This window comes from Micromonospora cathayae, from assembly GCF_028993575.1.
GTDB classification, from domain to species: Bacteria; Actinomycetota; Actinomycetes; order Mycobacteriales; family Micromonosporaceae; genus Micromonospora; species Micromonospora cathayae.
Window position 1 is genome coordinate 821,332 of the sequence record NZ_CP118615.1, and the last position, 25,640, is coordinate 846,971.

Genomic DNA, 25,640 nt, shown 5'->3' on the forward strand with positions numbered 1-25,640 from the left:
CGCTGACCCGTCGGATCAGGGCCGGGGGGCGGGCCACCACCCGTCCCCCCAGCACCGGAGCGAGGAGCTTCGTGGACAAGGTTCTCCGTGGTGACGAGGGTGCCACCTCCAGCGAGTACGCGCTGCTGGCCGCCTTCGTCGCGGTGGCGGTGGCGGTGGCGGTGCTGCTCTTCGGCGAAGCGGTGCTCGGTCTGTTCGTCTCCGCGAACGAGACACTGCGGTGAGGCCGGGTGCGCGCGGAACGCCGACCGGCCGGACGACCGACCCCGACCGGACGGCGGACCGGGGCTCGGCGGCGGTGGAGTTCGCGCTGCTGCTGCCGGTCGTCCTGCTGATCGTCTTCGGCCTGATCGACTTCGGACGGATGTTGAACGCCCAGCTCACCGTCAACCAGGCCGCCCGCGAGGGGGCCCGCGCCACCGCGCTGGTCGACGCCGACCAGGGCGACGCCCGGGTCACCGAGGCGAGCCGGCCCGTCGGCGCCGTCGGCCGGACCATCCAGGACTGCCCGGCCAGCCCGGGATCGGACGACGACGCGATCGTCGACGTCACCTACGACTTCAGCTTCGTCACGCCGCTCGCCGCCCTGGCCGGATTCGGTGACGGCGTGGTCCTGCGGGGTCACGGGGTGATGCCATGTCTGCGCTGACCCGCCCGCCGCGCCACGCTGCCGGGCCTGCGCTGACCCGCCGGCTGCGCCACGCTGCCGGGCCTGCGCTGACCCGCCGGCTGCGCGACGACGACCGGGGAGCGGTGGCGACCGTCTTCGGCGTACTCCTCGCCGGGGGTGTGCTGCTCGGCATGCTCGCCCTGGTCATCGACGTCGGCCGGCTCTACGTCGAGCGCGAGGAACTCCAGACCGGCGCGGACGCGGCGGCGCTGGCCGTCGCCCGCGCCTGCGCCGACGACCTGGCCGCCTGCACCGACGTCGAACGGAGCACCCTGGCCGGCGAGTACGCCGCCGACCGGAACGCCGGCGACGGCGCGGCCGGGGTGACCGTCTGCGGTTCGGTGCCCGGCCTGCTGGACCTGGTGCCCTGCGCCGACGTGCCGGCCGCCGACAACCTGACCCGGTGCATCGGCGACCCGCCGGCCGGCGGTCAGCCCTGGCTGGAGGTACGCACCACGACCGCGCTGGCCGACGGCTCCACCCTGCTCCCGCCGACGTTCGCGCAGACGCTGCTCGGCAACGGCGGCTACCGGGGCGCGACGGTCGGCGCGTGTGCCCGGGTGAGCTGGGGTGCGCCCCGGGCCGGCCTGTCGGTCACCTTCTCCCGCTGCGAGTGGAACCTCGCCACCGCCGACGGCACCGACTTCCCGGCCGCGCCGCCGTACCCGCCGAACCCGGTGCCGGCGGACCGGTACGAGGTGGTGTTGAAGCTGCACGACGCGCAGGGCAACCCCGCGTGCGAGCAGGGCCCCTCGGGTTGGGACCGGCCCGGGGGCTTCGGCTGGCTGGACGACGGCAGCAGCAGCGACTGCGACACGGAGACCTTCACCGCCGACCCCGGCAACAACGTGCCGGCCCCCTGCCTGGACCTGCTCGACTCGGTGACCGGCAGCGCGGCGGACGCCCGGACGCTGTTCGTGCCGATCCACGACCGGGTCACCGGCACCGGCCGCAACGCCCGGTACGAGATCGGCAGCATGGAGGCCTTCGTGCCCACCGGTTACTTCTTCGGCAACGGGCGGGGCCGCCAGAAGGCGTCCTGGTTGACCGGTGAGTCGCCGTGCACCGGCCAGGAACGCTGCATCTTCGGCTACTTCGTCGACGTCCGGGTGCCCGGGCCGGTGCCCATCGGCGACCTGGACAGCGTCGGCGCCACCGTCATCACCCTCATCGGCTGACGCCGAGGAAACCCACGACAGAGGCTCCCCCATGACACGTCGCATCCTCACCATCACCCTCGCGGTGCTGGTCGCCGCCCTCGGCACCGCCGGAGTGCTGTACTACGCGCTCAGCGCGGACTCCCGGGCCCGGGCGGCGCTCACCGACGCGGTGACGGTGGCCATCGCCGTCGAGCGCATCCCGGCGGGGACGACCGGCGCGCGGATCCGGGCCGAGGAGCTGGTCCGGTTGGAGCGGATGCCGAGGTCGTCGGTGCCCGGCACCGCGCTGCCGGCGGTCGGCGCGGAGTACGACAAGCTCGTCCTCACCTCGAACATCGCGCCCGGCCAGGTGCTGCTGAAGGCGAACTTCGGCGAGCAGAGCCAGGTCACCAGCGGGTTGTCGCTGCCCGACGGGAAGATGGCGGTCACCGTGCAGACCGGCGCGCCGCAGCAGGTGGCCGGTTACGTGCGCCCCGGCGCGCAGGTGGCGATCTTCCTGACCTACAAGCTGGTCGACAAGGACGGCAACGAGAGCAAGATCGAACGGACCCGGTTGCTGCTGCCGAAGGTCGAGGTGATGGCGGTCGGCACGTACACCCCGCCCCGGGCCAACGCCGACGGCGGCTCCACCGCGGCGGCCGGCGGCACCAGCACCAACGGCACGCTGCTGCTCACCCTGGCCGTCGACCAGAAGGAGGCCGAGCGGCTGATCCTCGGGCTGAACACCGGCAGCCTCTATCTCGGTCTGCTCACCGACACGGTCACCGTCCGCCCCGGGACCGGGGTGGAGAACACCGACACCGCCGGCGGTGTCACCTCGATCTTCCAGTAGCGCGGTCGGGAGCGCACCATGACCATCCTGTACGAGCCGCACCGGCGCGACGCCCAGCAGTTCGCGGCCTACCTCGGCGGCGACACCCTGATCGTGACCACCCTCGCCGACCTGACCCGGCTCCTGGCCGACCTGCCCGGCGAGCGGCTGGTGGTGCTCGGGCCGGGCGTCGAGCTGGGTGAGGCGATGAGCCTGGCGGCCGGGAACCGGGTGGACCGGCCCGGGTTGGGCGTGGTGCTGGTCCGCGCGTCGGTGGAGCTGGACGTGCTGGGCGAGGCGCTGCGCGCCGGCGTACGGGAGGTGGTGCCGGTCGGTGACCCGGTGGCGCTGCTGGCCGCCTGTTCCCGCTCGATCGAGGTGTCCCGGCACCTCACGCCGGTCGCGCCGACGGCCGGGAACGGCGACGGGGCCGCCGGCCGGGTGATCACCGTCTTCGCGGCGAAGGGCGGCTGCGGCAAGACCACCCTCGCCACCAACCTGGCGGTCGCCCTGGCCGCCGGGGGCCGCCGCCGGGTCGGGTTGATCGACCTGGACCTGGCCTTCGGTGACGTGGCGATCATGTTGCAGCTCAACCCGGGGCGGAACCTGGCCGACGTGGCGGACCTGGCCGGGCGGCTGGACGAGCGGACGCTGCGCAGCCTGTTCGTGCCGTACCGGCCGGGGCTGGACGCGCTGCTCGCGCCGACCGGGCCGACCGAGGGGGAACGCGTCAACCAGGAGCTGGTCACCCGGCTGCTCACCCTGGCGCGGGCGATGTTCGACTTCGTGGTGATCGACACCCCGCCGCAGTTCAACGACCTGGTGCTGGCCGCCCTCGACGGGTCGCACCTGCATCTGCTGCTCACCACACCGGACATTCCGGCGTTGAAGAACCTGCGCATCACCCTGGACACCTTCGACCTGCTCGACCTGCCGAAGGAGCAGCGGCTGGTGGTGTTGAACCGGTCCGACGCGAAGGTCGGGCTGACCGCCGCCGACATCGAGCGGGTGATCCGGGTGCCGATCTCCGCGCACGTGCCGTCCAACCGGGACGTCCCGGTGTCGATCAACCGAGGGGTGCCGATCGTGCTCGACAGTCCGCAGCATCCGGTGAGCCGGGCGATCCAGGAGTTCGCCTCGGCCCGCCTGGCCGGCGGGTCGGACCGGCCCGGACCGGGCCGGCTCCGCAGCCTGCTGGGTCGGGGTGGCCGGCGGTGAGCCTCAGCGAACGCCTCGGCCGGCACCAGCGGGCACCCGAGCGCCGGCCGGGCGCCCACACCGGCCCGCTGGCCCAACTGCGCCGCCGGGTACACAAGGAACTCCAGGAGATCCTCGGTCCGCAGCTGTACCAGGAGCGCTCCGCCGAGGTGCTGGAGTGGCGGGTCCGGGAGACCCTGCTGACCGTCCTCGGCCGGGACGAGAATGCGGTGACCCCGGCCGACCGCAGCCGCGTCATCTCCGACATCTGTGACGAGATCCTCGGGCACGGCCCGATCGAGCCGCTGCTGCGCGACCCGGAGATCAGCGAGATCATGGTCAACGGGCCGGAGCTGATCTTCGTGGAGCGGTTCGGGCAGATCCTGCCGGTGGACGCGGCCTTCGTCGACGAGGAGCACCTGCGCCGGATCATCGACAAGATCGTCGCCCGGGTGGGGCGGCGGGTCGACGAGAGCAGCCCGATGGTGGACGCCCGCCTGCCGGACGGCAGCCGGGTCAACGCGATCCTGCCGCCGGTCGCGGTGGACGGCGCGAAGCTGACCATCCGGAAGTTCGCCGCCGACCCGTACGGCATGGACGACCTGGTCACCTTCGGCACGGTGTCCCGCCCGGTGGCGAACCTCCTCGCCGCCTGCGTACGGGGCCGGGTGGACGTGCTGATCAGCGGCGGTACCGGCACCGGCAAGACCACCACCCTGAACGTGCTGTCCCAGTTCATCCCGGCCGACGAGCGGATCATCACCATCGAGGACGCGGCGGAGCTGCAACTGCACCAGACGCACGTGGTCCGGTTGGAGTCCCGGCCGCCGAACATCGAGGGCCGGGGCGAGGTGAGCATCCGGGACCTGGTCCGCAACGCGCTGCGGATGCGGCCGGACCGGATCGTGGTGGGTGAGGTCCGGGACGGGGCCGCGCTGGACATGCTCCAGGCCATGAACACCGGCCACGACGGGTCGCTGACCACCGTGCACGCCAACTCGCCCCGGGACTCGCTGTCCCGGCTGGAGACGATGGTGCTGATGGCCGGCATGGACCTGCCGATCCGGGCGATCCGGGAGCAGATCGCCTCGGCCGTCGACCTGATCGTGCACCAGAGCCGGCTGCGCGACGGCAGCCGCCGGGTCACCCACGTCACCGAGGTGCTCGGCATGGAGGGCGACGTGATCAGCCTCCAGGACATCTTCGTGTACGACTTCCGGGCCGGCGCCGACGAGCACGGCCGGCCCCGCGGGCTGCTGCACCCCACCGGGCTGCGCCCGCACTTCCTGGAGAAGCTCGCCGACGCCGGGATCATGGTCGACCCGGCCACCTTCGGCCTGACCTCGACACTGCGATGAGCCGACCGGAACGCAACCCCGGAAGCCGGGCGGAACGCGACCCCGCAAGCCGGGCGGCAGGCAGCGCCCGAAGCCGGGCGGCAGGCAGCGCCGGGAGCCGGCCGACGGGCCGCCCCGAGGGCCGGGCGGCAGGCCGCCCCGGCGGCCGGGCGCTGGGCCGTACCCTGGTCGTCGCGCTCGTCGGGCTGGTCACGGTGCTGGCCGGGGCGGTCGGGCCGGCGCGGGCCGACGCCGGGCTGACCGTGTCCGGCCTGGAACCCGCGCCCGGGGTGGTGCGGTTCCTGCTCACCGCCCGGGACCTGCCCGGTGACGCCACCCTCGACCCGGCCACGGTCCGGGTCGCGGTGGGCGGAACGGTGCTGCCGGCAGAGGCCGCGCGGGCCAGCCGGTCGGTCCGGGAACTGCCGCCGCGCGCCCTGCTGGTGGTACTGGACGTGAGCGGGTCGGTGGCCGGCGCGCGGCTCGCCGCGGCCCGCTCCGCCGCGCGCGCCCTCGCCACGGAACTCCCCGACGACGTGCAGCTGGGGCTGATCGCGGTGGCCGGGCAGCCGCAGGTGCTGCTCCGCCCCACCGCCGACCGGGCCGCCTTCACCGCCGCGCTGGACCGGCTCGCCGCCCGCGGCGACACCGCCCTCTACAGCGGCGTACGGCTGGGCCGCACCGTGCTGGAACGGGCCGGCTTCGGGCCGGGGACGGACCGCCGGATGCTGGTCCTCTCCGACGGGGAGGACACCGCGTCGAGCGTGGCACTGGACGTCCTCACCGCCGAGCTGCGCGCCGCCGAACTGCCCACCGACGTGGTGGCGTTCCAGGCGACCGCCGACGGCCGGGACAACCTGCGGACGCTCAGCCGGGCCAGCGGCGGAACCCTGCTCACCGCCGCCGACGGTGCCGCGCTGACCGCCGGGTTCCGCGCCGCGGCCGGGACGTTCTCGCTGGTCCTGGCGGTGGAGGCCCGGGTACCCGACGAGCTGGCCCGCCGGGACGCCACGCTCACCGTCACGGTGACCGCCGCCGGCAACCCGGTGTCGACCTCGGTGCCGGTACGCTTCGCCGCCCCGGCCCGCGACCCGGCGACCACCCTGGCCGGGGAGCCGGCGCTGCCGCTGCCGCCCTGGGCGCTGTGGACGGCCGGCGGCGCGTTCTTCCTGAGCCTGCTGGTGCTGGTGCTCGTACTGGCCTGGCCGCGCGCCGACAACGAGGCGCGGATCCAGCAGCTCGCCCGGTTCGGGCCGGCCGGCGGCGCGCCGGTGGCCCCGCCCGCGCCGGCGGGGACGGCCCTGACCCGGACCGCGTTGGCGGCCAGCGCATCCTTCGTCCGGTCCCGGAACCTGGAGACCCGGATCGCCCTGTCCCTGGAACGGGCCGGGCTGCGGCTGCGCCCGCACGAGTGGGTGCTGCTCCAGGCCAGCGCGGTGGTGACCGGGGGCGCGCTGGGCGTGACCGTGCTCGGCTGGGTCGGCCTGGTCCTCGGTCTGCCGGCCGGCTGGCTGGCCCCCCGGCTGTACCGGTCGGTGCGGGCCGACCGGCGGACCGCCCGGTTCACCGAGCAGCTTCCCGAGGCGCTGCAACTGGTCACCAGCTCGCTGCGGTCCGGCCTGTCGCTCGGCCAGGCGCTCGACGCGGTGGCCCGGGAGGCCCCGGAGCCGGTGTCGGCGGAGTTCGGGCGGGCGCTGGCCGAGCACCGGCTCGGGGCCGACCTGGCCGAGGCGCTCGAACGGGTGGCCGACCGGACCGGCAGCGAGGACCTCAGGTGGGTGGTGATGGCGATCCGGATCCACCGCGACGTCGGCGGCAACCTGGCCGAGGTGCTCCAGACCACGGTGGAGACGATGCGGGAGCGGTCCCGGCTGCACCGGCACGTGCGGTCGTTGAGCGCCGAGGGCCGGCTGTCGGCGTACATCCTGGTCGGGCTGCCGATCGCGCTCGGGTTGTTCATGTTCGTGTTCCGGCGGGAGTACATGGCTCCGCTGCTCGGTGACCCGCTGGGGCTGGCGATGCTGCTGGTCGGGGTGGTGCTGCTGGTCGTCGGGACGGTCTGGATCAGCCGCGTGGTGAAGGTGGAGGCCTGAGATGCCGGTCGACGCGACGACGGTCCTGTTCGGGGCGGCGGCGGCGCTGTTCGTGGGGCTGGCGCTGGTGGTGGTCACGGTGGTCTCGGCGAGCTTCGGCCGGGCCGGGGTGGCGCGCGGCCTGAGCGCCATCGACCAGGTGTACTCCCCCGGTTCGGCCGGTCCGGCCGACGAGGCGTTCGGCACCCGGGTCGCCGGTCCGCTGGCCGCCCGGCTGGCCCGGCTCGGTCGGACGTTGACCCCGGCCGGGGTGCTCGACCGGCTGCGCCGGCAGCTCGACCACGCCGGCAATCCGCCGTACTGGACGGTGGAGCGGGTCTACGAGCTGAAGGGCGTCGGGCTGGTCGCGGGGGCGGTCGCCGGGTTCGCCGCCGGCCTGCCGCTGGGCGGGGTGACCGGTGCGCTGCTCGGGGCGCTGGCCGGCGCGGCGGTCGGGTTCCACGTACCCGATCTGGTGGTGCTCCAGCTCGGCGACCGGCGGCAGGAACAGCTCCGCCGCTCGTTGCCGGACATCCTGGACACGTTGACCGTGAGCGTGGAGGCCGGGCTGGGCTTCGACGCGGCGCTGGCGCAGGTCACCCAGTACGGGCGAGGCCCGATGGCCAGCGAGTTCGCCCGTACGCTCCAGGAGATCCGGCTCGGGATGACCCGGGCCGAGGCGCTGCGGGCCCTGGGCCGGCGGACGAAGGTCGTCGAGCTGCGGACGTTCTGCGCGATCGTCGTGCAGGCCACCGAGCTGGGGGTGCCGATCGCGAAGGTGCTGCGCGAGCAGGCGCGGGAGATGCGGATCCGGCGTCAGCAGTACGCCGAGGAGCAGGCCCGGAAGGTGCCGGTGAAGATCCTCTTCCCGCTGATCTTCTGCCTCTTCCCGGCGCTGTTCATCGTGGTGCTCGGACCCGGGGTGATCAACATCCTGGACAGCGGACTCTTCTCCTGAGTGGACTGTCCGCCACCAGCACCGCGCTGGCGTACACCCTGGACGGACGCCGCCCCTCGCCGGCCGCGGTCGGACGTCCTCGCTGTCAGGTGGCGAGTCGGCGGGCCAGTTCGTCGGCGACCTTCGCGGCCAGGTCGGGCGGGATCGCGGCGGCGATGGCCTCCGGCGTCAGCGTCGCCAGCACCCCCCGGACCACCTCTTCGCTGATGTTGCGGCCGATCAGGGTCTGGGTGTTCACGAAGGTGTCGTTGAGCACCTTCAGGGTGGAGTAGTTGGCGGGGATGCCCCCGCCGACGTACTGCCACGGCAGGGCGCGCATGGTGCGGGCCACGGCGGGGTCCTGAAGGATCGCCAGGAACTGGGCAGGTGTCATGTCTTCCTCACTGTCGTCGATGGCCGCCGAAACGGTGGCCAGCAGGTGGTCCCACGGGAAGTTCGGGCCGGGGTCGGTGTGTGTGGTGCCGCCCCAGGCCAGGCGCATGTCGTTGTGGCCGTAGAAGGCACGGACCCGGGGGTTCGTCCTCATCTCGGCGACGGTCGCGCGGCGCGGCGCGATGCCGTATGCCCGACAGAGGATCGCCGCCACCCCGGCGAGCCGGTCCCAGGCGACGTTGTCGAGCCACCACTGGCGGGAGCTACCGTCCGTCCCGGTGATCTCGATGGCGATCGCGTTCTCGTTGCCGGTACCCGAACCGGCGTGGCCGGCGCGGGCGTCGGTGTCCAGCGACTGGATGATCGTCGTGGCGTCGACGTAGAAGTGGGCGCTGACGCCGTCGGTCCGCCGGGTGGCGTAGTCCGCCTCCTGTGCGGCGGTGGCGTTGTTGTCGGTCGCGTGGATCGCGATGCCGTACTTCAGACCGTCCCGGTCGGTGTAGGCATTGCGGCCCTGGACGAACGGCACTCCGGGGACTCTCACGGTTGACTCCGTCCGCGTTCGCGGGTCGTGGCCGGCGGTGTTCGCCGGGCGTCCTCCGAGTCAACCGCGCGGACCGGCACCGGGGCATCAACCCCCGTCGACACGCAGCGACGCGACGTTCACGCCGGCCCGAGTCCACTTGTCCATGCGATTCCTCAGGGCACTCGGTATCAGCGTCTGCTCCACCGTCCTCGTCGGCGTCGGGCTCGTCGCACCGGTCGCCGCCCAGGATCTGAGCACGTCTGTCTTCCCGGCCAGCCAGGACGCGTACGTCAACGCGGCCTCGCCCGGCACCAACTACAACAGCCAGCTACAACTGGTGGTCGCCGGCAGCCCGGACCGGCTCAGCTACCTGACCTTCGCGGTCACCGGCCTCACCAAACCGGTCACCCATGCCCGGCTACGGATGGAGACCCGGACGGTCGACTACGCGGGGAGCCCGCAGGGCGGCCACGTGTTCCGGGTCGCCTCCACCTGGTCGGAGAGCACGGTCACCTACGCCACCCGCCCGACACTGCTGGACAACGCCGAGGTCACCCACTTCGGTGCGGTGGCGGCCGGCCGCGTCTACGAGGCCGACGTGACCGTAGCGGTCACCGGCAACGGGGTGATCAGCTTCGGCATCGTCTCCACCAACCCGAACGGGGCGTACTACACCAGCCGGGAGAGCGGCATCGTCGGTCCCCGGCTGATCGTCTACAGCGGCACCCCCGGCACGGCCGAGACGACACTGCTCGCCGCCGGCGACATCGCCGACTGCCGTACCCCATGGGACGAGGCGACCGCCGGAATCCTGGACGTCGAACCGGGCACCGTCGCGGCGCTCGGCGACCTGGCGTACGAACGCGGCACCTCCGAGGAGTTCGCCGCCTGCTACACCCCGAGTTGGGGACGCCACCGGGCCCGGACGCGACCGGCGGTCGGCAACCACGAGTACCTGACGCCGGGCGCGACCCCCTACTGGAACTACTTCGGGGCGGCGGCCGGCCCGGTCGGCAAGGGCTGGTACTCGTACACCGTCGACACCTGGCACGTGGTGGTGCTCAACTCGAACTGCTCAGAGGTAGGCGGATGCGGGGTCGGCTCCGAGCAGGAACGCTGGCTCCGCGCCGACCTCGCCGCCCACTCGGCCCGCTGCACGCTCGCCTACTGGCACCATCCCTTGTTCGCCTCCGGGAACCGGACCTACCCGCAGCTCCGGCCGCTGTACCAGGCGCTGTACGACGCCGGCGCGGAGGTCGTGCTCAACGCGCACAACCACCAGTACGAGCGCTTCGCCCCGCAGGACCCCACCGGCGCCGCCGACCCGGTGCGCGGCATCCGGCAGTTCATCGTCGGTACCGGAGGTCGGGTCCTGACACCGGACTTCGGCACCGTCGCGCCGAACAGTGAGGTCCGCAATGGCGCGGTGTACGGCGTGCTCCGGCTGACCCTGCTACCCACCGAGTACCGGTGGCGGTTCCTCGCGCCGACCGGTCACAGCTTCAGCGAGGCCGGCACCAGCACCTGCCACTGAGCGGCAGGTCAGCTCGTCACGTCCTTGCGGGTGAAGCGCCAGTAGGCGAGGCCCCAGAACAGGGTGGCGTAACAGATCGCCGAGATGCAGCCGAGCACCACGTCGTCGGTCTGCACCGGCGTGGAGAGCAGCCCCAGCCAGGCGGTGCTGTAGTGGGTGGGCAGGAAGTCGCGGATCGCCCCGAGCGCGGTGATCTGGTCGAGGATGCTGGACAGGATCCACAGCAGCACCGCCCCGCCGACCGCGCCGAGCGCCGCGTCCGTCGTCACCGACAGCAGGAACGCCAGCCCGGCCACCACCAGCAGGACGACCGCGAGGTACCCGAGGACGGCCAGCAGCCGCAGCAGCCCCTCGCCGGGTGGCAGCTCGGCGGCGACCAGGCTGCGCAGCGGCGACCAGCCGTACCGGAGGGTGCCGACCAGCAGCGCGGTACCGGCGAGGGTGAGCAGGGCCAGCCCCGAGTACGCCAGCGCGACCAGCAGCTTCACCGTCAGCAGCCGGGCCCGGGGTACCGGGATCGCCAGTAGGTAGCGCAGGCTTCCCCAGCTCGCCTCGCTGGCCACGGTGTCCCCGCAGAACAGCGCCACCACCACGACCAGCAGGAACGACGCCGACACGAAGATGGTGAACAGGGTGAAGTTCAGCCCGCCGGTGGTGGCGAACTCGACCAGGCTGGCGAACTCGCCGCCGCCGTTGTCGTCGTCGTCCCCGGAGTCGAACTGGAACGCGATCAGGATGATCAGCGGCAGCAGCACCATGAACCCGAGCGCCAGCTGGGTCCGGCGGCGGGACGCCTGCCGGCGGAACTCGGCCCAGAACGGCAGGGTCGCCGACGGGCGGTAGCCGGCGGCGGCCCCGACGCCCGCCTCCTTCGGCCTGGTGGTCGTGTCGGCCATCACCGGTCCCCGCTTCCCCGAGAGTTCTCGCCGACCAGGGCGAGGAACGCGTCCTCCAGGCGGCGCCGGGGCACCACCCGGTCCACCCCGACACCGGCCCGGACCAGCTCGGCGACCACCTCGCTGCGGGCGGTGCCGTTGGTGTCCACCACCAGCTGACCGTTGGAGTCGGGCAGCACCCGGACGCCGTCCAGCCGTTCCAGCACGGTCCGGGCGGCGGCCGGGTCGGTGACGTCGAACAGCACGCTGGGCGACTCGCCGACGATCTCGTCGACCGGCCCGGACGCCACGATCCGGCCCTTGTTCACCACGACCGCGTGGGTGCAGGTCTGTTCCACCTCGGCGAGCAGGTGGCTGGAGACCAGCACCGCCCGGCCGTCGGTGGCGTACCGCTGGAGCACCCGGCGCATCTCGGCGATCTGCGGCGGGTCCAGCCCGTCGGTCGGCTCGTCCAGCACCAGCAGTTCCGGCAGGCCGAGCATGGCCTGGGCGATGGCGAGCCGCTGCTTCATGCCGTGGCTGTAGTTCTTGATCCGGCGGTGCACGGACGCGCCCAGGCCGGCGATCTCCAACGCCTGCTCGAAGTGCGCCTCCGCCTCCGGTCGTCCGGTGGCCCGCCAGTACGCCTTGAGGTTCTCCAGGCCGGACAGGTGCGGCAGGAAGCCCGGCCCCTCGACCAGCGCGCCGATCCGGGACAGCACCGGCGAGCCGGGGACCAGCCGGTGCCCGAAGACGTAGATCTCCCCGGCGGTGGGCTGGGTCAGCCCCATCAGCACCCGCAGGGTGGTGGTCTTGCCGGCGCCGTTCGGCCCGAGCAGCCCGACCACCTGACCGGGGTGCACCTCGAAGTCGACGTTCGACACGGCGACGAAGCCGTCGGCGTACTCCTTGCGGAGCTGCCGGACGGCCAGCGGCGTGCCCGCGTACGCCGGGTGGATCGAGCTGTCCTGGCGGCGGTGCCGGCGGCGCAGCACGGCGACGACCACGACCAGCCCGACCACGATGGTGGCGAGCAGCCCGGCGAGCACCCAACGCCAGACGGTGGCGGTGGTGGGGATCGGGTCGCCGGCCACGGTGGGCAGCACCACCGGCCCGTCGCCCGGGGCGACGGTGTGCACGGTCGGCTCGGCCGGGGTGGCGTACGCCTGGTCGCTGGTGGCGACGACGATCCGGACCCGGTGCCCGGCCTCGATCCGGCGGACGATCGCCGGCAGGGTGACGGTGACCGGCTGGGCCTGCTCGATCCGCTCCGGCAGCCCGGTGAGCCGGACCGGGGCGACCAGGCCGTTGGGCAGGCTGGCCGCGCCGTTCGGGTCGACGTCGTAGAGCTTGACGAAGAGGACGGCCTCACCGGTCGGGGAGGCGGCCCGGATGCTGACGGTGGGCGCGCCGACCACGTCGACCGCCTCGTCCAGCGGGGCGGAGTCGAACCGGGCGTGCTGGCCGGGCAGGTCGCCGGCGATGCCGTCGAGCAGGCTGGAGAACGCGCCGGCCAGCGGCACCGAGGAGATCGCCGCCGGGTTGCCGCCGGGCGGGTTGGCGACCGGCTGCGCGGGCCCGGTCACGGTGATCTCGCGCCGCTGGTCGCCGGCGGTGCCCGGGTACTCGGTGGTGCGGTAGCCGGTCGCCACCAGGCCCCGGTCGAGGGCGTCGAAGCCGGCGATCCGGGACCAGGTGAAGTCGTCGCCCGGGGCGTCGCCCTCACCCTTGACGTAGTGGTTCAACCACTGCACGGTCAGGTACTTCACCCGGTCCGAGTCGGTCTTCGGGCCGTCGCCGCCGTCGTGTCCGCCGGTGAACCAGGCGACCCGGACGGGGGTGCCGGTGGCGGCGATGCCGCGCGCGTTGGCGTCCGCCTCGGCGAGCGGGAAGAGGCTGTCCGCTTCGCCCTGCACCAGCAGGGTCGGGGCCTTGATCCGGTCCAGTACGGGGGCCGGGCTGGACCGGCGCAGCAGGTCCACGGCGGCCTGGTCGGCCCGGCCGGTCGCGGCGATCCGCAGGTACGCGGCGCAGACGTCGGCGGCGAACCGACCGCAGGCCGGGTCGGCGGTCGGCGGCGGCACGCCCGGGGCGGCGGTCGACGGCGGGACGTCCTGGGAGGCGGGCGCGTCCGGGGCGGGCCGCCCGTCTGCGGTCCCGTTCTCCGCGTCCGCGCCGCCGGCGGCCGGGTCCGCTCCGGTGAGTCCGGCCAGTCCGGTGGGTGCCGCGCCGCTGCCGAAGAAGACCCCGGCCCAGCCCTTCTTGAAGACCCCGTCGGTGGGCGGCCGGCCGGTGCTCTCCGGCAGGAAGGCGCGGGGCAGGTCGTTCCAGGTGATCATGGGCACGATCGCGTCGACCCGCTGGTCCTGCGCGGCCAGCAGCAGGGCCAGCCCGCCGCCGTAGGAGCCGCCGACCACTCCGACCGTCGGGTCGCCCTCGGCGTCGGTACGCACCTCGGGGCGGGTGGCCAGCCAGTCCAGCAGCCGCTGGGCGTCGCGTACCTCGTGGTCGGGGCTGTTCAGGTGGATCTGCCCGCCGCTGCGGCCGAAGCCGCGCGCGGTCCAGGTGAGCACCGCGTACCCCTGCTCGGTGAGTTCCTCGGCGTCGGTGCGGACCGAGTCCTTGGTGCCGCCGAAGCCGTGCGCGAGCAGCACCGCCGGCACCCTGCGGTCGGCCGACGCGTCCTCGGGCAGGAAGAAGGAGGTGTCCAGCGGCACCGGCTCGCCGCCGGTCGGGCCGGCCGGCACCGGCAGCAGCGCGGACCTGACGGTGAAGGACGGTTGCTCCGGCCACACCGCCCAGCCGACGGTCGCGGCGACCAGCACGGTCGCCACGGAGGCGGCGACCAGCCGGCGGCCGGTGGGCAGGGCGCGCCGGATTCGCGCGGCCGACAGCTTTGGCATGGAGCACACGGTACGTCGTTGATCCTGAGCGTTGGCTGAGATGATCTCGACAAGGCTCCGGAGTCGCACGATGCAGGCGAAACGGTGGTGTCGCGCCCGCCGGGGCACGGCGGTGTCGCCGACATCGGGTGGATCAGACGATGAGATCAGCCGTACGTCCGTACGGCCGGCCCGATCGGCGGTGCACACCTGGTCGACCGCGCAGGACCTATCGCAACATGGTGGGTTGAATTCGTGTTTCGTGAATTCCGAATCTTCCCCCGAAACCCATGAGATGACACCATCCCACCCCCGCTTTCGCAACCTGAAGCACCTGAACGTTTACGCTTCGTCACTGACGGGCCGGAGTGGGACACCACGTCCACTCGGGGGCCGGGCGGACAGCACACCGACAGGTAGATTTCCGGTCCGGCGCACGAGACCCGGGACAGTGACCAGCCCTGCCCGCAGCCCCACCCCGTCTGGCGTCCGGACCACCGCCGCCGACGGCGGGTGACGTGCCGGGCCGGGCGCACCCTCGGGCCGGCCGCCGGGTCGGTGGTCCGCACCACCACCGACCCGGCGGCCCCGAACGGTTCCGGACAGACCCAGCAGGGGCGCGCGCCGCCCCCGACGGTCCGCGCGCGTCCGGGCCGGGACGGTCCGCGCGGCCCGCGCATTCCGGGGCGGGGCGGTCTGCGCATCCGGGCCGGGCGGACGGTGGCGGCTACCCTCGGGCGGGTGGCAGAACCCGAGTTGACCCTGATCGCCAGCCTGCGTCCGGCGGCGCTGGACGCCCGCCGGGGCGTCGTCCGGCTGCACCCGGAGGTGCTCACCGCACTGGCCCTGCGCCCCGGTGACCCGGTCCGGCTGACCGGCCGACGACAGACCGCCGGCATCGTGGCGAAGGCCGATCCGGGGGCCGGCACCGGCCTGCTGTACGCCGACGACCTGATTCTCGGCAACCTGGGTGTCCGGGACGGCGGCCAGGTCACGGTCAGCCCGCTGCCGGTCAGCGCGGCCGGACGGGTGACGCTGCGTGGACCGGTCGAGATCGTCGCCGTCGTGTCGCCGGAGATGCTGCGGCTCGCGCTGCTCGGCAAGGTGGTCACCGCCGGGGACGACGTCTCGCTGCTCCCCCAGGACGTCGAGCCGGGCACCCCGGTCCGCGCGCTCGTCGAGGCCGCCCGGCGCAGCCTCGCCAACACCGTCGGGTACGCCTGGACCAGTGCCCTGCTCACCGTGGTCACCGTGGAGCCGGGCTCCGGTTCGCTGGTCACCATGGACACCGTGGTCGGCTGGGAGCACGGTCCGGTCACCCACGGCTCTCCGGCTGCCCTCGGCCGGGGCCCGGCGAACGGTACGCCCGGCGGAGCGGGCACGCCCGGCGGGACAGCGGTCGGCACGGCCGGCGGTACCCGCGCGGGTGGACCGGGCCACGGCACCACCGCCGGGCCGGCGAACCCCGTCGGGGCCGGAGCGGCCGGTGGCTTCGAGGGCGGGTCCACGGGCACCGTCGGGGCCGAGGAGCCGGCACCGGAGGTGGACGAGCTACCCGGACTGCGGGCCCAGGCCGACGAGCTGACCGAACTGCTCGACCTCGGCTTCCACCACCACGAGGTGCTCGGCAAACTGGGCACCACGGTGTCGCTGGGCGTACTGGTCAGCGGGCCGGCCGGGTCGGGCAAGTCGGCGCTGGTGCGGGCGGTCGCCGCGAAGGTACGGGCCCGGGTCCGCCCGGTCTGGGCGCCGGAACTGGCGGCGCTGACCAACCAGGCCGCCGCCGAACGGCTCCGCGACGCCGCCGCCTCGGTACGCGCCGACGGGGCGGCCGTCCTGCTGGTCACCGACGTGGAGGCGCTCGCCCCGGCGGACCAGCCCGGCCCGCTCGGCACCGTCGTCCGGCAGGTGATCGCCGAGACGGTACGGGCCGGGGCGGCGGTGGTCTGCACCACCAGCCGTCCCGAGGCGCTCGACCCGGCGCTACGGGCCCCGGACCTGCTCTCCCTGCGGATCGACGTGCCGCTGCCCGACGCGGCGCTGCGCCGGGAGCAGCTGACCGTGCTGACCCGCCGGATGCCGCTGGCCGCCGACGTCCGGCTGGACGAGGTGGCCGCCCGTGCCCCCGGCTTCGTCGCCGCCGACCTGGCCGCCCTGGTCCGCGAGGCCGGGGTACGGGCGGCGCTGCGGCAGAAGGACACCGACACGCCGACCGTGGCGATGGCGGACTTCACCGCCGCCCGGGAGGTGGTCCGCCCCACCTCGATGGTGTCCTCCACGCTGGAGATCGCCACCGTCACCCTGGAGGACGTCGGGGACCTGGTCGAGGTCAAGGAGACCCTCACCGAGTCGGTGCTGTGGCCGCTGACCTACCCGGACACCTTCGCCCGGTTGGGGGTGCAGCCGCCACGCGGGGTGCTGCTGTACGGGCCGCCGGGCTGCGGCAAGACGTACCTGGTCACCGCGCTGGCCGGTTCGGGGCGGGCGAACGTGCTCTCGGTCAAGGGCGCGGAACTGCTGTCCAAGTGGGTCGGGGAGAGCGAACGGGCGGTCCGGGAACTGTTCCGCCGGGCCCGCGAGGCCGCCCCGACGCTGATCTTCCTGGACGAGGTGGACGCGCTCGCCCCGGTACGCGGCCAGGCCACCGACGGCGGCACCACGGACCGGGTGGTCGCCGCCCTGCTGACCGAACTGGACGGGGTGGAGGCGCTGCGCAACGTGGTGGTGGTCGGCGCGACCAACCGGCCCGACCTGGTCGATCCGGCGTTGCTGCGGCCCGGACGGCTGGAGCGGCTGGTCTACGTTCCGCCACCGGACGCGGACGCCCGGGTGGAGATCCTGCGGGCCGCCTCCCGCAACGTGCCGCTCGCCGGGGACGTGGACCTCGCCCCGCTGGCCGAGGCGCTGGACGGCTTCTCGGCGGCGGACTGCGCCGCGCTGGTCCGGGAGGCGGCGCTCGCCGCGATGCGGGAGTCGCTGACCGCCTCCACGGTCACCGCCGCGCACGTGGCGCAGGCCCGCGCGCGGATCCGGCCGTCCCTGGACCCGGCCCAGGTCGCCTGGCTGGCCGCGTACGCCGCCGACCGGCAGGGCTGACCCGGCCCCGCCGGAGCCGGGCCGGACCGACACGCGGCAGCGCCGCCGGAGCCGGGCCGGGCGGACGCGGGTGGTGGCCGCCGCCACCGGGGACCGGTCGCGGATCGGTTCAGTCCAGCCAGGTGCCGCCGCGCATCACCCGGAGCACGTTCAGGTCGTCGTCGAGGACCACCAGGTCGGCGCGGAGGCCCGCCCGCAACGCGCCGACCCGGTCGCCCAGGCCGATGGCGCGGGCCGGGGTGGTGGCGGCCATCCGGCAGGCGTCCGGCAGGGCGATCCCGGCGGCCACCGCGTGCCGCAGGGCGGCGTCCATGGTGAGGGTGCTGCCGGCGATCGCGCCGTCCCGGTCCAGCCGGGCCACCCCGTCGGCCACGGTGACCGCCTGGCCGCCCAGTTCGTACCCGCCGTCGGGCATGCCGGCGGCGGCCATCGCGTCGGTGACCAGCGCGGTCCGTTCCGGACCGGCGACCGAGGTGGCGAAGGTGAGCATCCCGTCGTGCAGGTGCACCCCGTCGGGGATCAGCTCGCAGACCACGTTGGGGGCGGCGAGCAGGGCGACCACCGGACCGGGTTCGCGGTGGTGCACCGGACGCATGCCGTTGAACAGGTGGGTGCCGACGCTCGCCCCGGCCGCGATCGCGGCCCGGGTCTGCTCGTGGCCGGCGTCGGTGTGGCCGATGGCCGCGACCACCCGTTCCCCGGTGAGCAGCCTGATCGCCTCCAGCGCGCCGGCCCGCTCGGGGGCCAGGGTGACCATGCGTACCGCACCGTCGCCGAGCCGGATCAGCTCGGTCAGTTCCGCCGTCGACGGGTCGCGGAGGTGTTCCGGGTTCTGCGCCCCGCAGCGCGCGGTGGCGAGGTACGGGCCCTCGAAGTGCAGGCCGGCGAGCACCCCCTCCCGGACCAGCGGCGCGAACGCCACGGTGGCCGCCCGCATCAGCTCGTACGGGGAGCTGACCAGGCTGGCCAGCAGCGTGGTGGTGCCGTGCCGGAGGTGGAACGCGGCGGCCTGCCGGGCCGCGTCCGGGTCGCCGGTGGTGAAGGTGTGTCCGCCACCGCCGTGGGTGTGCATGTCCACGAAGCCGGGGACGATCCAGTGGCCGTCGCGCACCGACGGGTACTCCGCGACCGCGCGGATCCGGTCCCCGTCGATCTCCACGCAGCCCTGGCGGATCACCCCGGTGGGGGTGACCACCTTGCCGTTCACCCGCAGGGTCATCGGTTCTCCAGTGCGTCGAGGGCGAGGAGGGCCGCGCCGAGGCAGCCGGCCTCGTCACCGAGGGTGGCGGCGACCAGTCGCGGCTCCCGGTGGAAGGTCATCCGTTCCCGCAGCGCGGAGCGGAGCGGGTCGAGCAGGTGCCGTCCGGCCCGGACCAGTCCGCCGCCGAGGACGATCGCCTGCACGTCGAAGAGCGCCTGGCCGGTGGCGAGCCCGTCGGCGAGCGCCTCCACCGCGCTGGTCCACACCTCCCGGGCCAGTTCCTCACCGGCCACCGCCCGCTCGGCCACCTGGGCGGCGGTGCTGCCGGGCACGCCGGCCAGTTCGGCGTACCGGCGGCCGATGGCGGCGGCCGAGGCCATCGCCTCCAGGCAGCCGGTGCGTCCGCAGCCGCAGCGCGGGCCGCAGGGGCGTACCAGGATGTGGCCGATCTCCCCGGCGGCGCCGTGCGCGCCGACGGCGGCCGACCCGTCGACCACGTGGGCGGCGGCGATCCCGGTGCCGATCGCGACGAACAGCACGTGCGCGGTGCCCCGGCCGGCGCCCAGCCGGGCCTCGGCGAGGCCCCCGGCGCGCACGTCGTGGCCGAGCGCGGTGGGCAGTCCGAGCCGCGCCACCGCCAGGTCCCGCAGGGGTACGTCCCGGAAGCCCACGTTCGCCGACCAGACCGCCATCCCGGCGGCCTCGTCGATGACGCCGGGTACGGCGATGCCGACGGCCCGGGGGGTGTGCCCGTCGGCGCGGGCCTTGCCGGCCAGCCCGTCGGCGACGTCCAGGATGGTGTCGACCACCGCGTCCGGGCCGCGCTCGGCCCCGGTCGGGTGCCGTTCGGCGTGTACGACGCTGCCGTCCGGGCGGACCAGGGCGCACTTCATGCCCGTCCCGCCGACGTCCAACGCGATCACGACGGGACCGGCGTCGCCGGGGCCCGTTTCCAGCGGATCGGCCGCGGTGCGGACGGCGGACGGCGGACCGGCGTCACCGGGGGTGGTGGCGGGTGGGCCAGCGGTCACGCCAGCACCACGGAGCGGGACAGGTGCCGGGGTGCGTCGGGGTCGAGACCCCGGCTGGTGGCCAGCGCCACCGCGAAGCGCTGCGCCAGGATCAGGTCGGCCATCGGGTCGACCGGGTTACGTCCGGCGGCCCACCGGCCCAGTACCGTCCGGCAGCCGTTGGTGCGGCTGTGCACGAAGGCGGCACCGGTGGCGGCGACGTCCTCGGCGAGTCCGTCGGGGATCTCGCCGAACGCCCAGACCAGCCGGCCCGGTGCGGCGATGGAGATCGGCCCGTGCCGGTAGTCCATGGCCGGGTACGCCTCGGCCCAGAACAGCGCCGCCTCCCGGCACTTCAGCGCGGCCTCCTGGGCGAGGCCGACGGTCCAGCCCCGGCCGAGGAAGGTGGCCTGTTCCACCCGGGTCGGGTCGAGCGGCAGCGGTGCGCGGACGGCCACCTCGGCGTCGGCGGCGAGCGCGGAGACGTTGTCGCCGAGGTGGGCGCGGAGCAGCGCCAGGGCGGTGGTGGCGAACCGGGTCTGCACCACGGAACGCTCGTCGGCGAACGGCAGGAGCACCGCGTCGTCGGCGATGCGGGTGGCCGGGGAGTCCGGGTCGCCGGCGATGACCGTGGTCCGCACCTGCCCGTCCAACGCGGCGAGCAGCTCGGTGACCTCGGTGGTGGTGCCGGAGCGGGTGATCGCGATGAGCCGGTCGTAGCGGCGGCCGGCGGGGAACTCGGACGCCTGGAACGCGTCGGTCTCGCCCTGGCCGGCGGCTTCCCGGCGGGCGGCGTACGCGGCGGCCATGAACCAGGAGGTGCCGCAGCCGACGACGGCCACCCGCTCGCCGGGGCGGGGCAGCCGGTCGGTGACGGTCGGGGCGAGGTGCGCCGCCTCCCGCCAGCAGTCGGGCTGGCTCGCGATCTCCGCGTCCACGTACGCCATGAGAACTCCTCGCAGGGGAGACTGTGCGCAATACGGCTCGTTACGGCTATGTTTCGAGCGTTATTCTGCGCGAAGTCCGGGGGTTCTGGCAACCACCTACCGGATCGCGCAGACCAAGGTTTTGCGCGTACCGAGTTTCGCGCACTACTGTGCACGCAACCAATCACCTTCCGTGCAGCCACTGGAGGCCCCCGGGTGGACCGGTACGCGAGATGGAACGCGCTGCTGGAGATGCTGACCGACAACGGTCGGGTCAGCGTCGAGGAGGCGGCGGAACGGCTGGACGTCTCCCAGGCCACCATCCGCCGGGACTTCGACCAGCTCGCCCAGCAGCAGATGATCACGCGTACCCGGGGCGGGGCGGTCGCCAACGGCGTCTCGTACGACCTGCCGCTGCGCTACAAGACCGCCAAGCACTCGGCGGAGAAGCAGCGGATCGGGGCCGCCGCCGCCGCGCTCGTCTCCCCCGGCACCGTGGTCGGCCTCAACGGGGGCACCACCAGCACCGAGGTCGCCCGCGCCCTGGCGGTGCGACCCGACCTGAACACCAGCGCCGAGGGTGCCCAGTTGACCGTGGTCACCAACGCGCTGAACATCGCCAACGAGCTGCTGGTCCGGTCCCGGATGAAGGTCGTGGTGGCCGGCGGGGTGGTCCGGCCCAAGTCCTTCGAGCTGGTCGGCCCGCTGGGCGGGGCGCTGCTGCGCGAGGTCACCCTGGACGTCGCCCTGCTCGGCGTGGACGCGATCGACCCGCACCTCGGGGCCGCCGCCCACCACGAGGGGGAGGCGGCGATGAACAACCTGATGGTGGCCCGCGCCAAGCGGGTGGTGATCATCGCCGACTCGTCCAAGCTGGGCGGGCACGCCTTCGCCCGGATCTGCCCGGTGGACCGGGTGGAGACGCTGGTCACCGACTCCGGGGCGGCACCGGCCGTGGTCGAGGAGTTCCGCGCCGCGGGAGTGAAGGTCGTCTGCGCCTGAACCGCCGGCCGTCAGGCGGTTTCCCGGGGACTTTCCGCTGCCGGGTGGGGGCTGAGCACGCCGTCGAGGTGCCGGTCCACGATGCGTAGCGCCTCGTCGCGGTCGAGGGCGCCGAGCAGTACCGCCGGACGCAGCCCGTCCAGGATCGCGGCCAGCCGCCGGGCCTGTCCGGTTCCCGGACCCCGGCTCCGGCCAGCGCGCCCGCCAGCGTGGCGACGAATCCGGCGAACGCCGGGGCCAGCGCGGCAGCGAGGTCCGGGGCGACGGCGGCGCGGGCCAGGAAGGCCACCCCGACGCGGGCGTCGAACCGGCTGGCCTCGTCGTAGGGCAGGTACTCGGCGGCCAGGGCCGACAGCACGGCGGTCGGTGTCGTCCCGCCGGCCAGCCGGGTCCGGACCCGGGCCGAGAATCCCTGGTGGACGCTGAGCCGCAACCAGTGCCGCAGGGCGTAGCCGAGCATCTCGTCCTTGGTGGCGAAGTAGTGCTGCACCGCGCCCATGGAGATCCCGGCCGCCTGGGCGACCTCGCGCAGCGACACCGCGTCCAGGCCACGGGTTCCTCACCGCACCGGGAGAACCTGCTCAAACTGCTGTTCCGGGGCGCGCCCGAGCCGCCCTACACCCTGCACGACATGGTCGACGACGGCGTCGCCGTGATGGACGCCCTCGGCTGGCGGTCGGCACACCTGCTCGGCGGATCGTTCGGGGGCCGCCCTGGCCCTGAGCACCGCCGTCCTGCACCCGCAGCGGGTCCGCACGGTCACCGGCCTGACCACCATGCCCTGGCGGAAGATCGACGTGGCGCGCTACGTCCGTTTCGGGATGTTCGCCAAGATGGCCAGCAACGTCCGATCCGTCGGCACGGACGAGCAGGCCGTGGACACCCTGGTCGAGATCGTCCGGATGCTGTCCGCGCCGGGCCAGCCCTTCGACGAGGAATGGGCCCGGCAGGTCGCCCGGATCAGCCACGCCCGGTCCCCCCGGGACGTCGGCACCACGCAACGACACTTCGCCGCCGGCCGCGCCAGCGAGGAGCTGACCGGCCGGATCGGCGAGATCAGGGTGCCGACGCTACTGATCAACGGTGCCGACGACCCCGTCGTCCGACCGAAGGCGGCCGCCGCGCTGGCCGCCCGGATCCCCGGCGCCCGCGCCGAGATCCACCCGCAGATGGGGCACGCCGTCCAGGAACACCTGTGGCCCCGCCTGGTGGAGGCCGTCGCCACCCACGCCGGGAGCGGCACCCCGGTCCGCTGACGCCGGAACGGCCCCGGCGGGAACGGCGTTGCGGCGCACACTACTACGGATAACGCAGTATCATCCCTCCCGTCGTACACCCGAGCGGGGGAGGTCAACGTGCCCGCCGTACTGGAGATAGAAGGTCTACGCAAGACGTACAAGAGCCGAAGGCGCGGCGAACGGCACGCGCTGGACGGCTTCGACATGCGGGTCGACGCCGGGCAGGTACACGGCTTCCTCGGCCCGAACGGCTCCGGCAAGACCACCACCCTCCGTACGCTGCTCGGCCTGATCCGGGCCGACGGCGGCCGGATGGCGCTGCTCGGCAAGGAGGTGCCGGCCGCGCTCCCCGAGGTCGCCGGGCAGGTCGGCGCGATCGTGGAGAGCCCGCAGTTCTTCCCGCACTTCTCCGCGCGGGACACCCTGTCGCTGCTGGCCGGGGCCGGCGAGGTGCCCCGGCAGCGGGTCGACGAGGTGCTGGAACTCGTCGGCCTCCGGGACCGGGCCGGCGAGCGGGTCAAGACGTACTCGCTCGGCATGAAGCAACGCCTCGCGGTCGCGTCCGCGCTGCTGAAGAACCCGAAGCTGCTGATCCTCGACGAGCCCGCCAACGGCCTCGACCCGGGCGGCATCCGGGAGATGCGGACCCTGATGCGGGACCTGGCCGCCGCCGGGATGACCGTGGTGCTCTCCAGCCACATCCTCGGCGAGATCCAGCTCATCTGCGACTCGGTCACCATCATCTCGCTGGGCCGGCGGGTCGCGTTCGGCCCGGTCGACGAGGTGCTCGCCCGGTACTCCGGCGGCAGCGTCCGGGTCCGCCTGGAAGCGGTCACCGACCTGCCGCCGGCCGCCGACGCGCTGCGCCGGGCCGGCGTGCAGGTCACCGCGTACGACGACCACCTGATGCTGGCCGGGGTGGACAAACCGGCCAACGTCACCCGGCTGCTCGCCGAGAGCGGCCTGTACGTCAGCGAACTGGCCCCGGTCACCGCCGACCTGGAGAGCGTCTTCCTCGAACTCACCGCCACCGCGCCGGTCCCCGGTCAGCACCGGCAGGTCGACGAGTCCCGCAAGGTCGGCGGCGGCAGCGCAGGAGGTTGGGGAGCATGAGCCTGTACGTCACCGAGCTGCGCCGGCTCGGCAAGCGCCGCTTCACCCGGTACATGACCCTGATCGGCCTGCTGGTGCTGGCCGCCGTGGCGGTCGGGGCGTTCGTCACCAACGAACGGATCGGGCCGGAACAGCAGGCCGCCGCCGAACGCCAGGCCCAGACCAACTACGAGGAGCAGGTCCGGTACGCCGAACAGGAACGGGCCGCCTGTGAACGCGCCGAGGCGGCCGGGGAGCCGAACGACGGCCGGTTCCCCGACGACTGCTCGGTCATCACCCCACCGCCCCGCGAGGCGTTCGAGGCCCGGTGGTACCTCCCCTCCACCTTCGACTTCCGGGAGAACTTCGGGTCCACCCTGGTCACCTACTCGGCGATCCTGGCGTTGATCGCCCTCGTGGTCGGCGCGTCCTTCGTCGGCGCCGAGTGGAGCACCGGCGGCATGATGAACCTGCTGCTGTGGCGGCCCAAGCGGCTGAACGTCCTGCTGACGAAGCTGGCGGCGCTGCTCACCGGAGTGATCGGGGTGTTCCTGGCCGGCGTGGTCGCCTGGACGGCGGCGTTCTGGGCGGTGGCCTCGTTCCGGGGCAGCACCGCGAAGATGACCGGGGGCGTCTGGCAGTCCTTCGGCCTCACCGGGCTGCGCGGCTTCGCCCTGGTGGTGGTCGCGGCGGTGATCGGCTTCGGGTTGGCGTCGCTGGGCCGGCACACCGCCTTCGCCCTGGGCGGGGTGATCGCTGTCGCCGTGGTCGGCCAGTTCGGGCTCGGCATCGTGCTGGCCCTGGCCGACGTGAAGTTCCCCGAGGCGTGGCTCATCCCGACGTACGCGCTGGCCTGGATAGACAAGGAGGTCAAGCTGGAGAACTACGAGGCGTGCAACTTCTCCGCGGTGTCCGGCTGCGAGCCCGACACGCTCGTCCTCACCTGGCAGCACTCGGCCTGGTGGCTCACCGCCGGGCTGGTGCTCACCCTCGGTGCGGCCGTCTGGTCCATGCGCCGCCGCGACATCGCCTGAGGTGACGTCCACCGGGTGCCCCTGTCGGAGCTTCCCGCACCGCAGGGGCACCCCGTCGACGCCCCCGGCCGCGCCGGCCGGTGCGGTTCGGGCGCGGCCTGGTTACCCTGGGGTTCCCGGTTGGCGTCGCCGTGCCGGCCGCCTGCCCGAGGAGCGCCATGCAGCCGTCCGCCGACGCGTTCCCCGGCCGTACCGAGCGGGACCAGCCGGAGTCCACGGCGGTCGGCGTTCCGCCGCCCCGGTCCGCACCCGAGGTCGAGTCCACCACCACCGGATCGCCCCCGGCCCCGCCCACCGGGCCACCCCCGGCTCCGCCCGCCGGGACGGAGCCGACCCCACCCGGCGAAGCGGATCCGACCCTGGCCGGCGGGACGGGTGCGGATGACGGCGGCGACCACAGCGGGTTGACCGAGCGGGAGATCCAGATCCTGGCCTTCGAACGGCACTGGTGGCGGCACGCGGGGGCCAAGGAACAGGCCATCCGGGACACTTTCGGACTTTCCGCGACGCGGTACTACCAACTCCTCAACGCGTTGCTGGACAATCCGGCGGCCCTGGCCGCCGACCCGCTGCTCGTCGGCCGGCTGCGCCGGCTGCGCTCGTCGCGGGCCCGCAACCGACGCCGCTGAAGCCGAACCCCGCCCGAC

At 74.0% G+C, this 25,640-nt stretch carries 22 protein-coding genes; 15 read left to right on the plus strand and 7 right to left on the minus strand.

Annotation, left to right across the window (positions count from 1 at the left end; genetic code table 11):
• Nucleotides 1–71: 71 nt before the first annotated feature.
• The 8 genes from PVK37_RS03855 to PVK37_RS03890 are packed head-to-tail and all read left to right on the plus strand — an operon-like array spanning nucleotide 72 to nucleotide 8,205.
• Entirely contained in the window at nucleotides 72–224 is a 153-nt protein-coding gene (locus tag PVK37_RS03855) for a hypothetical protein (protein WP_275032322.1), read from the plus strand.
• Nucleotides 221–649 carry a TadE/TadG family type IV pilus assembly protein gene (locus tag PVK37_RS03860; protein WP_275032323.1) on the plus strand — a complete coding sequence of 143 codons (429 nt, stop codon included), beginning with the start codon at nucleotides 221–223 and terminating at the stop codon, nucleotides 647–649. The genes PVK37_RS03855 and PVK37_RS03860 overlap by 4 nt, the downstream gene beginning before the upstream one ends.
• Nucleotides 637–1,848, plus strand: a complete 1,212-nt coding sequence (locus tag PVK37_RS03865; RefSeq protein WP_275032324.1) for a TadE/TadG family type IV pilus assembly protein — start codon at nucleotides 637–639, stop codon at nucleotides 1,846–1,848. The genes PVK37_RS03860 and PVK37_RS03865 overlap by 13 nt, the downstream gene beginning before the upstream one ends.
• Nucleotides 1,849–1,879: 31 nt before the next feature.
• On the plus strand, nucleotides 1,880–2,662 hold the full coding sequence (gene cpaB / locus PVK37_RS03870; protein ID WP_275032325.1) for a Flp pilus assembly protein CpaB: 783 nt from the start codon (nucleotides 1,880–1,882) through the stop codon (nucleotides 2,660–2,662).
• Between the two features lie 18 nt (nucleotides 2,663–2,680).
• A complete protein-coding gene (locus PVK37_RS03875; RefSeq protein WP_275032326.1) occupies nucleotides 2,681–3,859 on the plus strand; it encodes a CpaE/TadZ family protein in 1,179 nt (392 codons plus the stop codon).
• The gene (locus tag PVK37_RS03880) at nucleotides 3,856–5,196 is read left to right on the plus strand and encodes a TadA family conjugal transfer-associated ATPase (protein WP_275032327.1); all 1,341 of its coding nucleotides are present in this window, start codon (nucleotides 3,856–3,858) and stop codon (nucleotides 5,194–5,196) included. Before PVK37_RS03875 ends, PVK37_RS03880 begins: the two co-directional genes overlap by 4 nt.
• On the plus strand, nucleotides 5,193–7,268 hold the full coding sequence (locus PVK37_RS03885) for a type II secretion system F family protein (protein ID WP_275032328.1): 2,076 nt from the start codon (nucleotides 5,193–5,195) through the stop codon (nucleotides 7,266–7,268). Before PVK37_RS03880 ends, PVK37_RS03885 begins: the two co-directional genes overlap by 4 nt.
• Nucleotide 7,269: 1 nt before the next feature.
• Nucleotides 7,270–8,205, plus strand: coding sequence for a type II secretion system F family protein (locus tag PVK37_RS03890; protein ID WP_275032329.1), 936 nt, complete (start codon nucleotides 7,270–7,272; stop codon nucleotides 8,203–8,205).
• An 85-nt stretch (nucleotides 8,206–8,290) separates the two neighbouring features.
• Here the strand turns inward: PVK37_RS03890 and PVK37_RS03895 are convergent, their stop codons facing one another.
• Nucleotides 8,291–9,121: a peptidoglycan recognition protein family protein gene (locus PVK37_RS03895; RefSeq protein WP_275032330.1), complete on the minus strand. Its 831-nt coding sequence runs from the start codon at nucleotides 9,119–9,121 to the stop codon at nucleotides 8,291–8,293.
• 145 nt (nucleotides 9,122–9,266) lie between these two features.
• Here PVK37_RS03895 and PVK37_RS03900 point away from each other — a divergent pair, with 145 nt between their 5' ends.
• Entirely contained in the window at nucleotides 9,267–10,637 is a 1,371-nt protein-coding gene (locus tag PVK37_RS03900) for a CBM96 family carbohydrate-binding protein (RefSeq protein ID WP_275032331.1), read from the plus strand.
• 8 nt (nucleotides 10,638–10,645) lie between these two features.
• On the opposite strand, the gene PVK37_RS03905 is transcribed toward PVK37_RS03900, so the two are convergent.
• Both PVK37_RS03905 and PVK37_RS03910 read right to left on the minus strand, forming a co-directional pair.
• Nucleotides 10,646–11,533, minus strand: coding sequence for an ABC transporter permease (locus tag PVK37_RS03905; RefSeq protein WP_275032332.1), 888 nt, complete (start codon nucleotides 11,531–11,533; stop codon nucleotides 10,646–10,648).
• Nucleotides 11,533–14,415, minus strand: coding sequence for an alpha/beta fold hydrolase (locus PVK37_RS03910; protein WP_275032333.1), 2,883 nt, complete (start codon nucleotides 14,413–14,415; stop codon nucleotides 11,533–11,535). The genes PVK37_RS03905 and PVK37_RS03910 overlap by 1 nt, the downstream gene beginning before the upstream one ends.
• A 720-nt stretch (nucleotides 14,416–15,135) precedes the next feature.
• On the opposite strand from PVK37_RS03910, the gene PVK37_RS03915 reads away from it, so the two are divergent.
• The gene (locus PVK37_RS03915; RefSeq protein ID WP_275032334.1) at nucleotides 15,136–17,490 is read left to right on the plus strand and encodes an AAA family ATPase; all 2,355 of its coding nucleotides are present in this window, start codon (nucleotides 15,136–15,138) and stop codon (nucleotides 17,488–17,490) included.
• A 109-nt stretch (nucleotides 17,491–17,599) separates the two neighbouring features.
• Here PVK37_RS03915 and nagA read toward each other — a convergent pair whose 3' ends face one another.
• The 3 genes from nagA to PVK37_RS03930 all read right to left on the minus strand — a co-directional run bounded on the left by nagA (nucleotide 17,600) and on the right by PVK37_RS03930 (nucleotide 20,648).
• Nucleotides 17,600–18,709 (minus strand): N-acetylglucosamine-6-phosphate deacetylase, encoded by a 1,110-nt coding sequence (nagA, locus tag PVK37_RS03920; RefSeq protein ID WP_275032335.1) that lies wholly within the window; start codon nucleotides 18,707–18,709, stop codon nucleotides 17,600–17,602.
• A complete protein-coding gene (locus PVK37_RS03925) occupies nucleotides 18,706–19,647 on the minus strand; it encodes an ROK family protein (RefSeq protein WP_275034943.1) in 942 nt (313 codons plus the stop codon). Before PVK37_RS03925 ends, nagA begins: the two co-directional genes overlap by 4 nt.
• A gap of 71 nt (nucleotides 19,648–19,718) precedes the next feature.
• Complete coding sequence (locus PVK37_RS03930; protein ID WP_275032336.1) at nucleotides 19,719–20,648, minus strand: SIS domain-containing protein; 930 nt, start codon at nucleotides 20,646–20,648, stop codon at nucleotides 19,719–19,721.
• A 195-nt stretch (nucleotides 20,649–20,843) separates the two neighbouring features.
• On the opposite strand from PVK37_RS03930, the gene PVK37_RS03935 reads away from it, so the two are divergent.
• Nucleotides 20,844–21,629 carry a DeoR/GlpR family DNA-binding transcription regulator gene (locus PVK37_RS03935; RefSeq protein ID WP_275032337.1) on the plus strand — a complete coding sequence of 262 codons (786 nt, stop codon included), beginning with the start codon at nucleotides 20,844–20,846 and terminating at the stop codon, nucleotides 21,627–21,629.
• Here PVK37_RS03935 and PVK37_RS03940 read toward each other — a convergent pair.
• The gene (locus PVK37_RS03940) at nucleotides 21,556–22,176 is read right to left on the minus strand and encodes a TetR/AcrR family transcriptional regulator (RefSeq protein ID WP_275034944.1); all 621 of its coding nucleotides are present in this window, start codon (nucleotides 22,174–22,176) and stop codon (nucleotides 21,556–21,558) included. The two genes, PVK37_RS03935 and PVK37_RS03940, sit on opposite strands and share 74 nt — an antisense overlap.
• A gap of 166 nt (nucleotides 22,177–22,342) precedes the next feature.
• Between PVK37_RS03940 and PVK37_RS03945 the strand changes: the two genes are divergently transcribed.
• From PVK37_RS03945 to PVK37_RS03960, 4 genes are all read left to right on the plus strand, one after another.
• On the plus strand, nucleotides 22,343–22,885 hold the full coding sequence (locus PVK37_RS03945; RefSeq protein ID WP_275034945.1) for an alpha/beta hydrolase: 543 nt from the start codon (nucleotides 22,343–22,345) through the stop codon (nucleotides 22,883–22,885).
• A 99-nt stretch (nucleotides 22,886–22,984) separates the two neighbouring features.
• On the plus strand, nucleotides 22,985–23,980 hold the full coding sequence (locus tag PVK37_RS03950; RefSeq protein WP_275032338.1) for an ATP-binding cassette domain-containing protein: 996 nt from the start codon (nucleotides 22,985–22,987) through the stop codon (nucleotides 23,978–23,980).
• Complete coding sequence (locus tag PVK37_RS03955; RefSeq protein WP_275032339.1) at nucleotides 23,977–24,993, plus strand: ABC transporter permease subunit; 1,017 nt, start codon at nucleotides 23,977–23,979, stop codon at nucleotides 24,991–24,993. The genes PVK37_RS03950 and PVK37_RS03955 overlap by 4 nt, the downstream gene beginning before the upstream one ends.
• Nucleotides 24,994–25,124: 131 nt before the next feature.
• On the plus strand, nucleotides 25,125–25,622 hold the full coding sequence (locus PVK37_RS03960; RefSeq protein WP_423790998.1) for a DUF3263 domain-containing protein: 498 nt from the start codon (nucleotides 25,125–25,127) through the stop codon (nucleotides 25,620–25,622).
• Nucleotides 25,623–25,640: the final 18 nt, after the last annotated feature.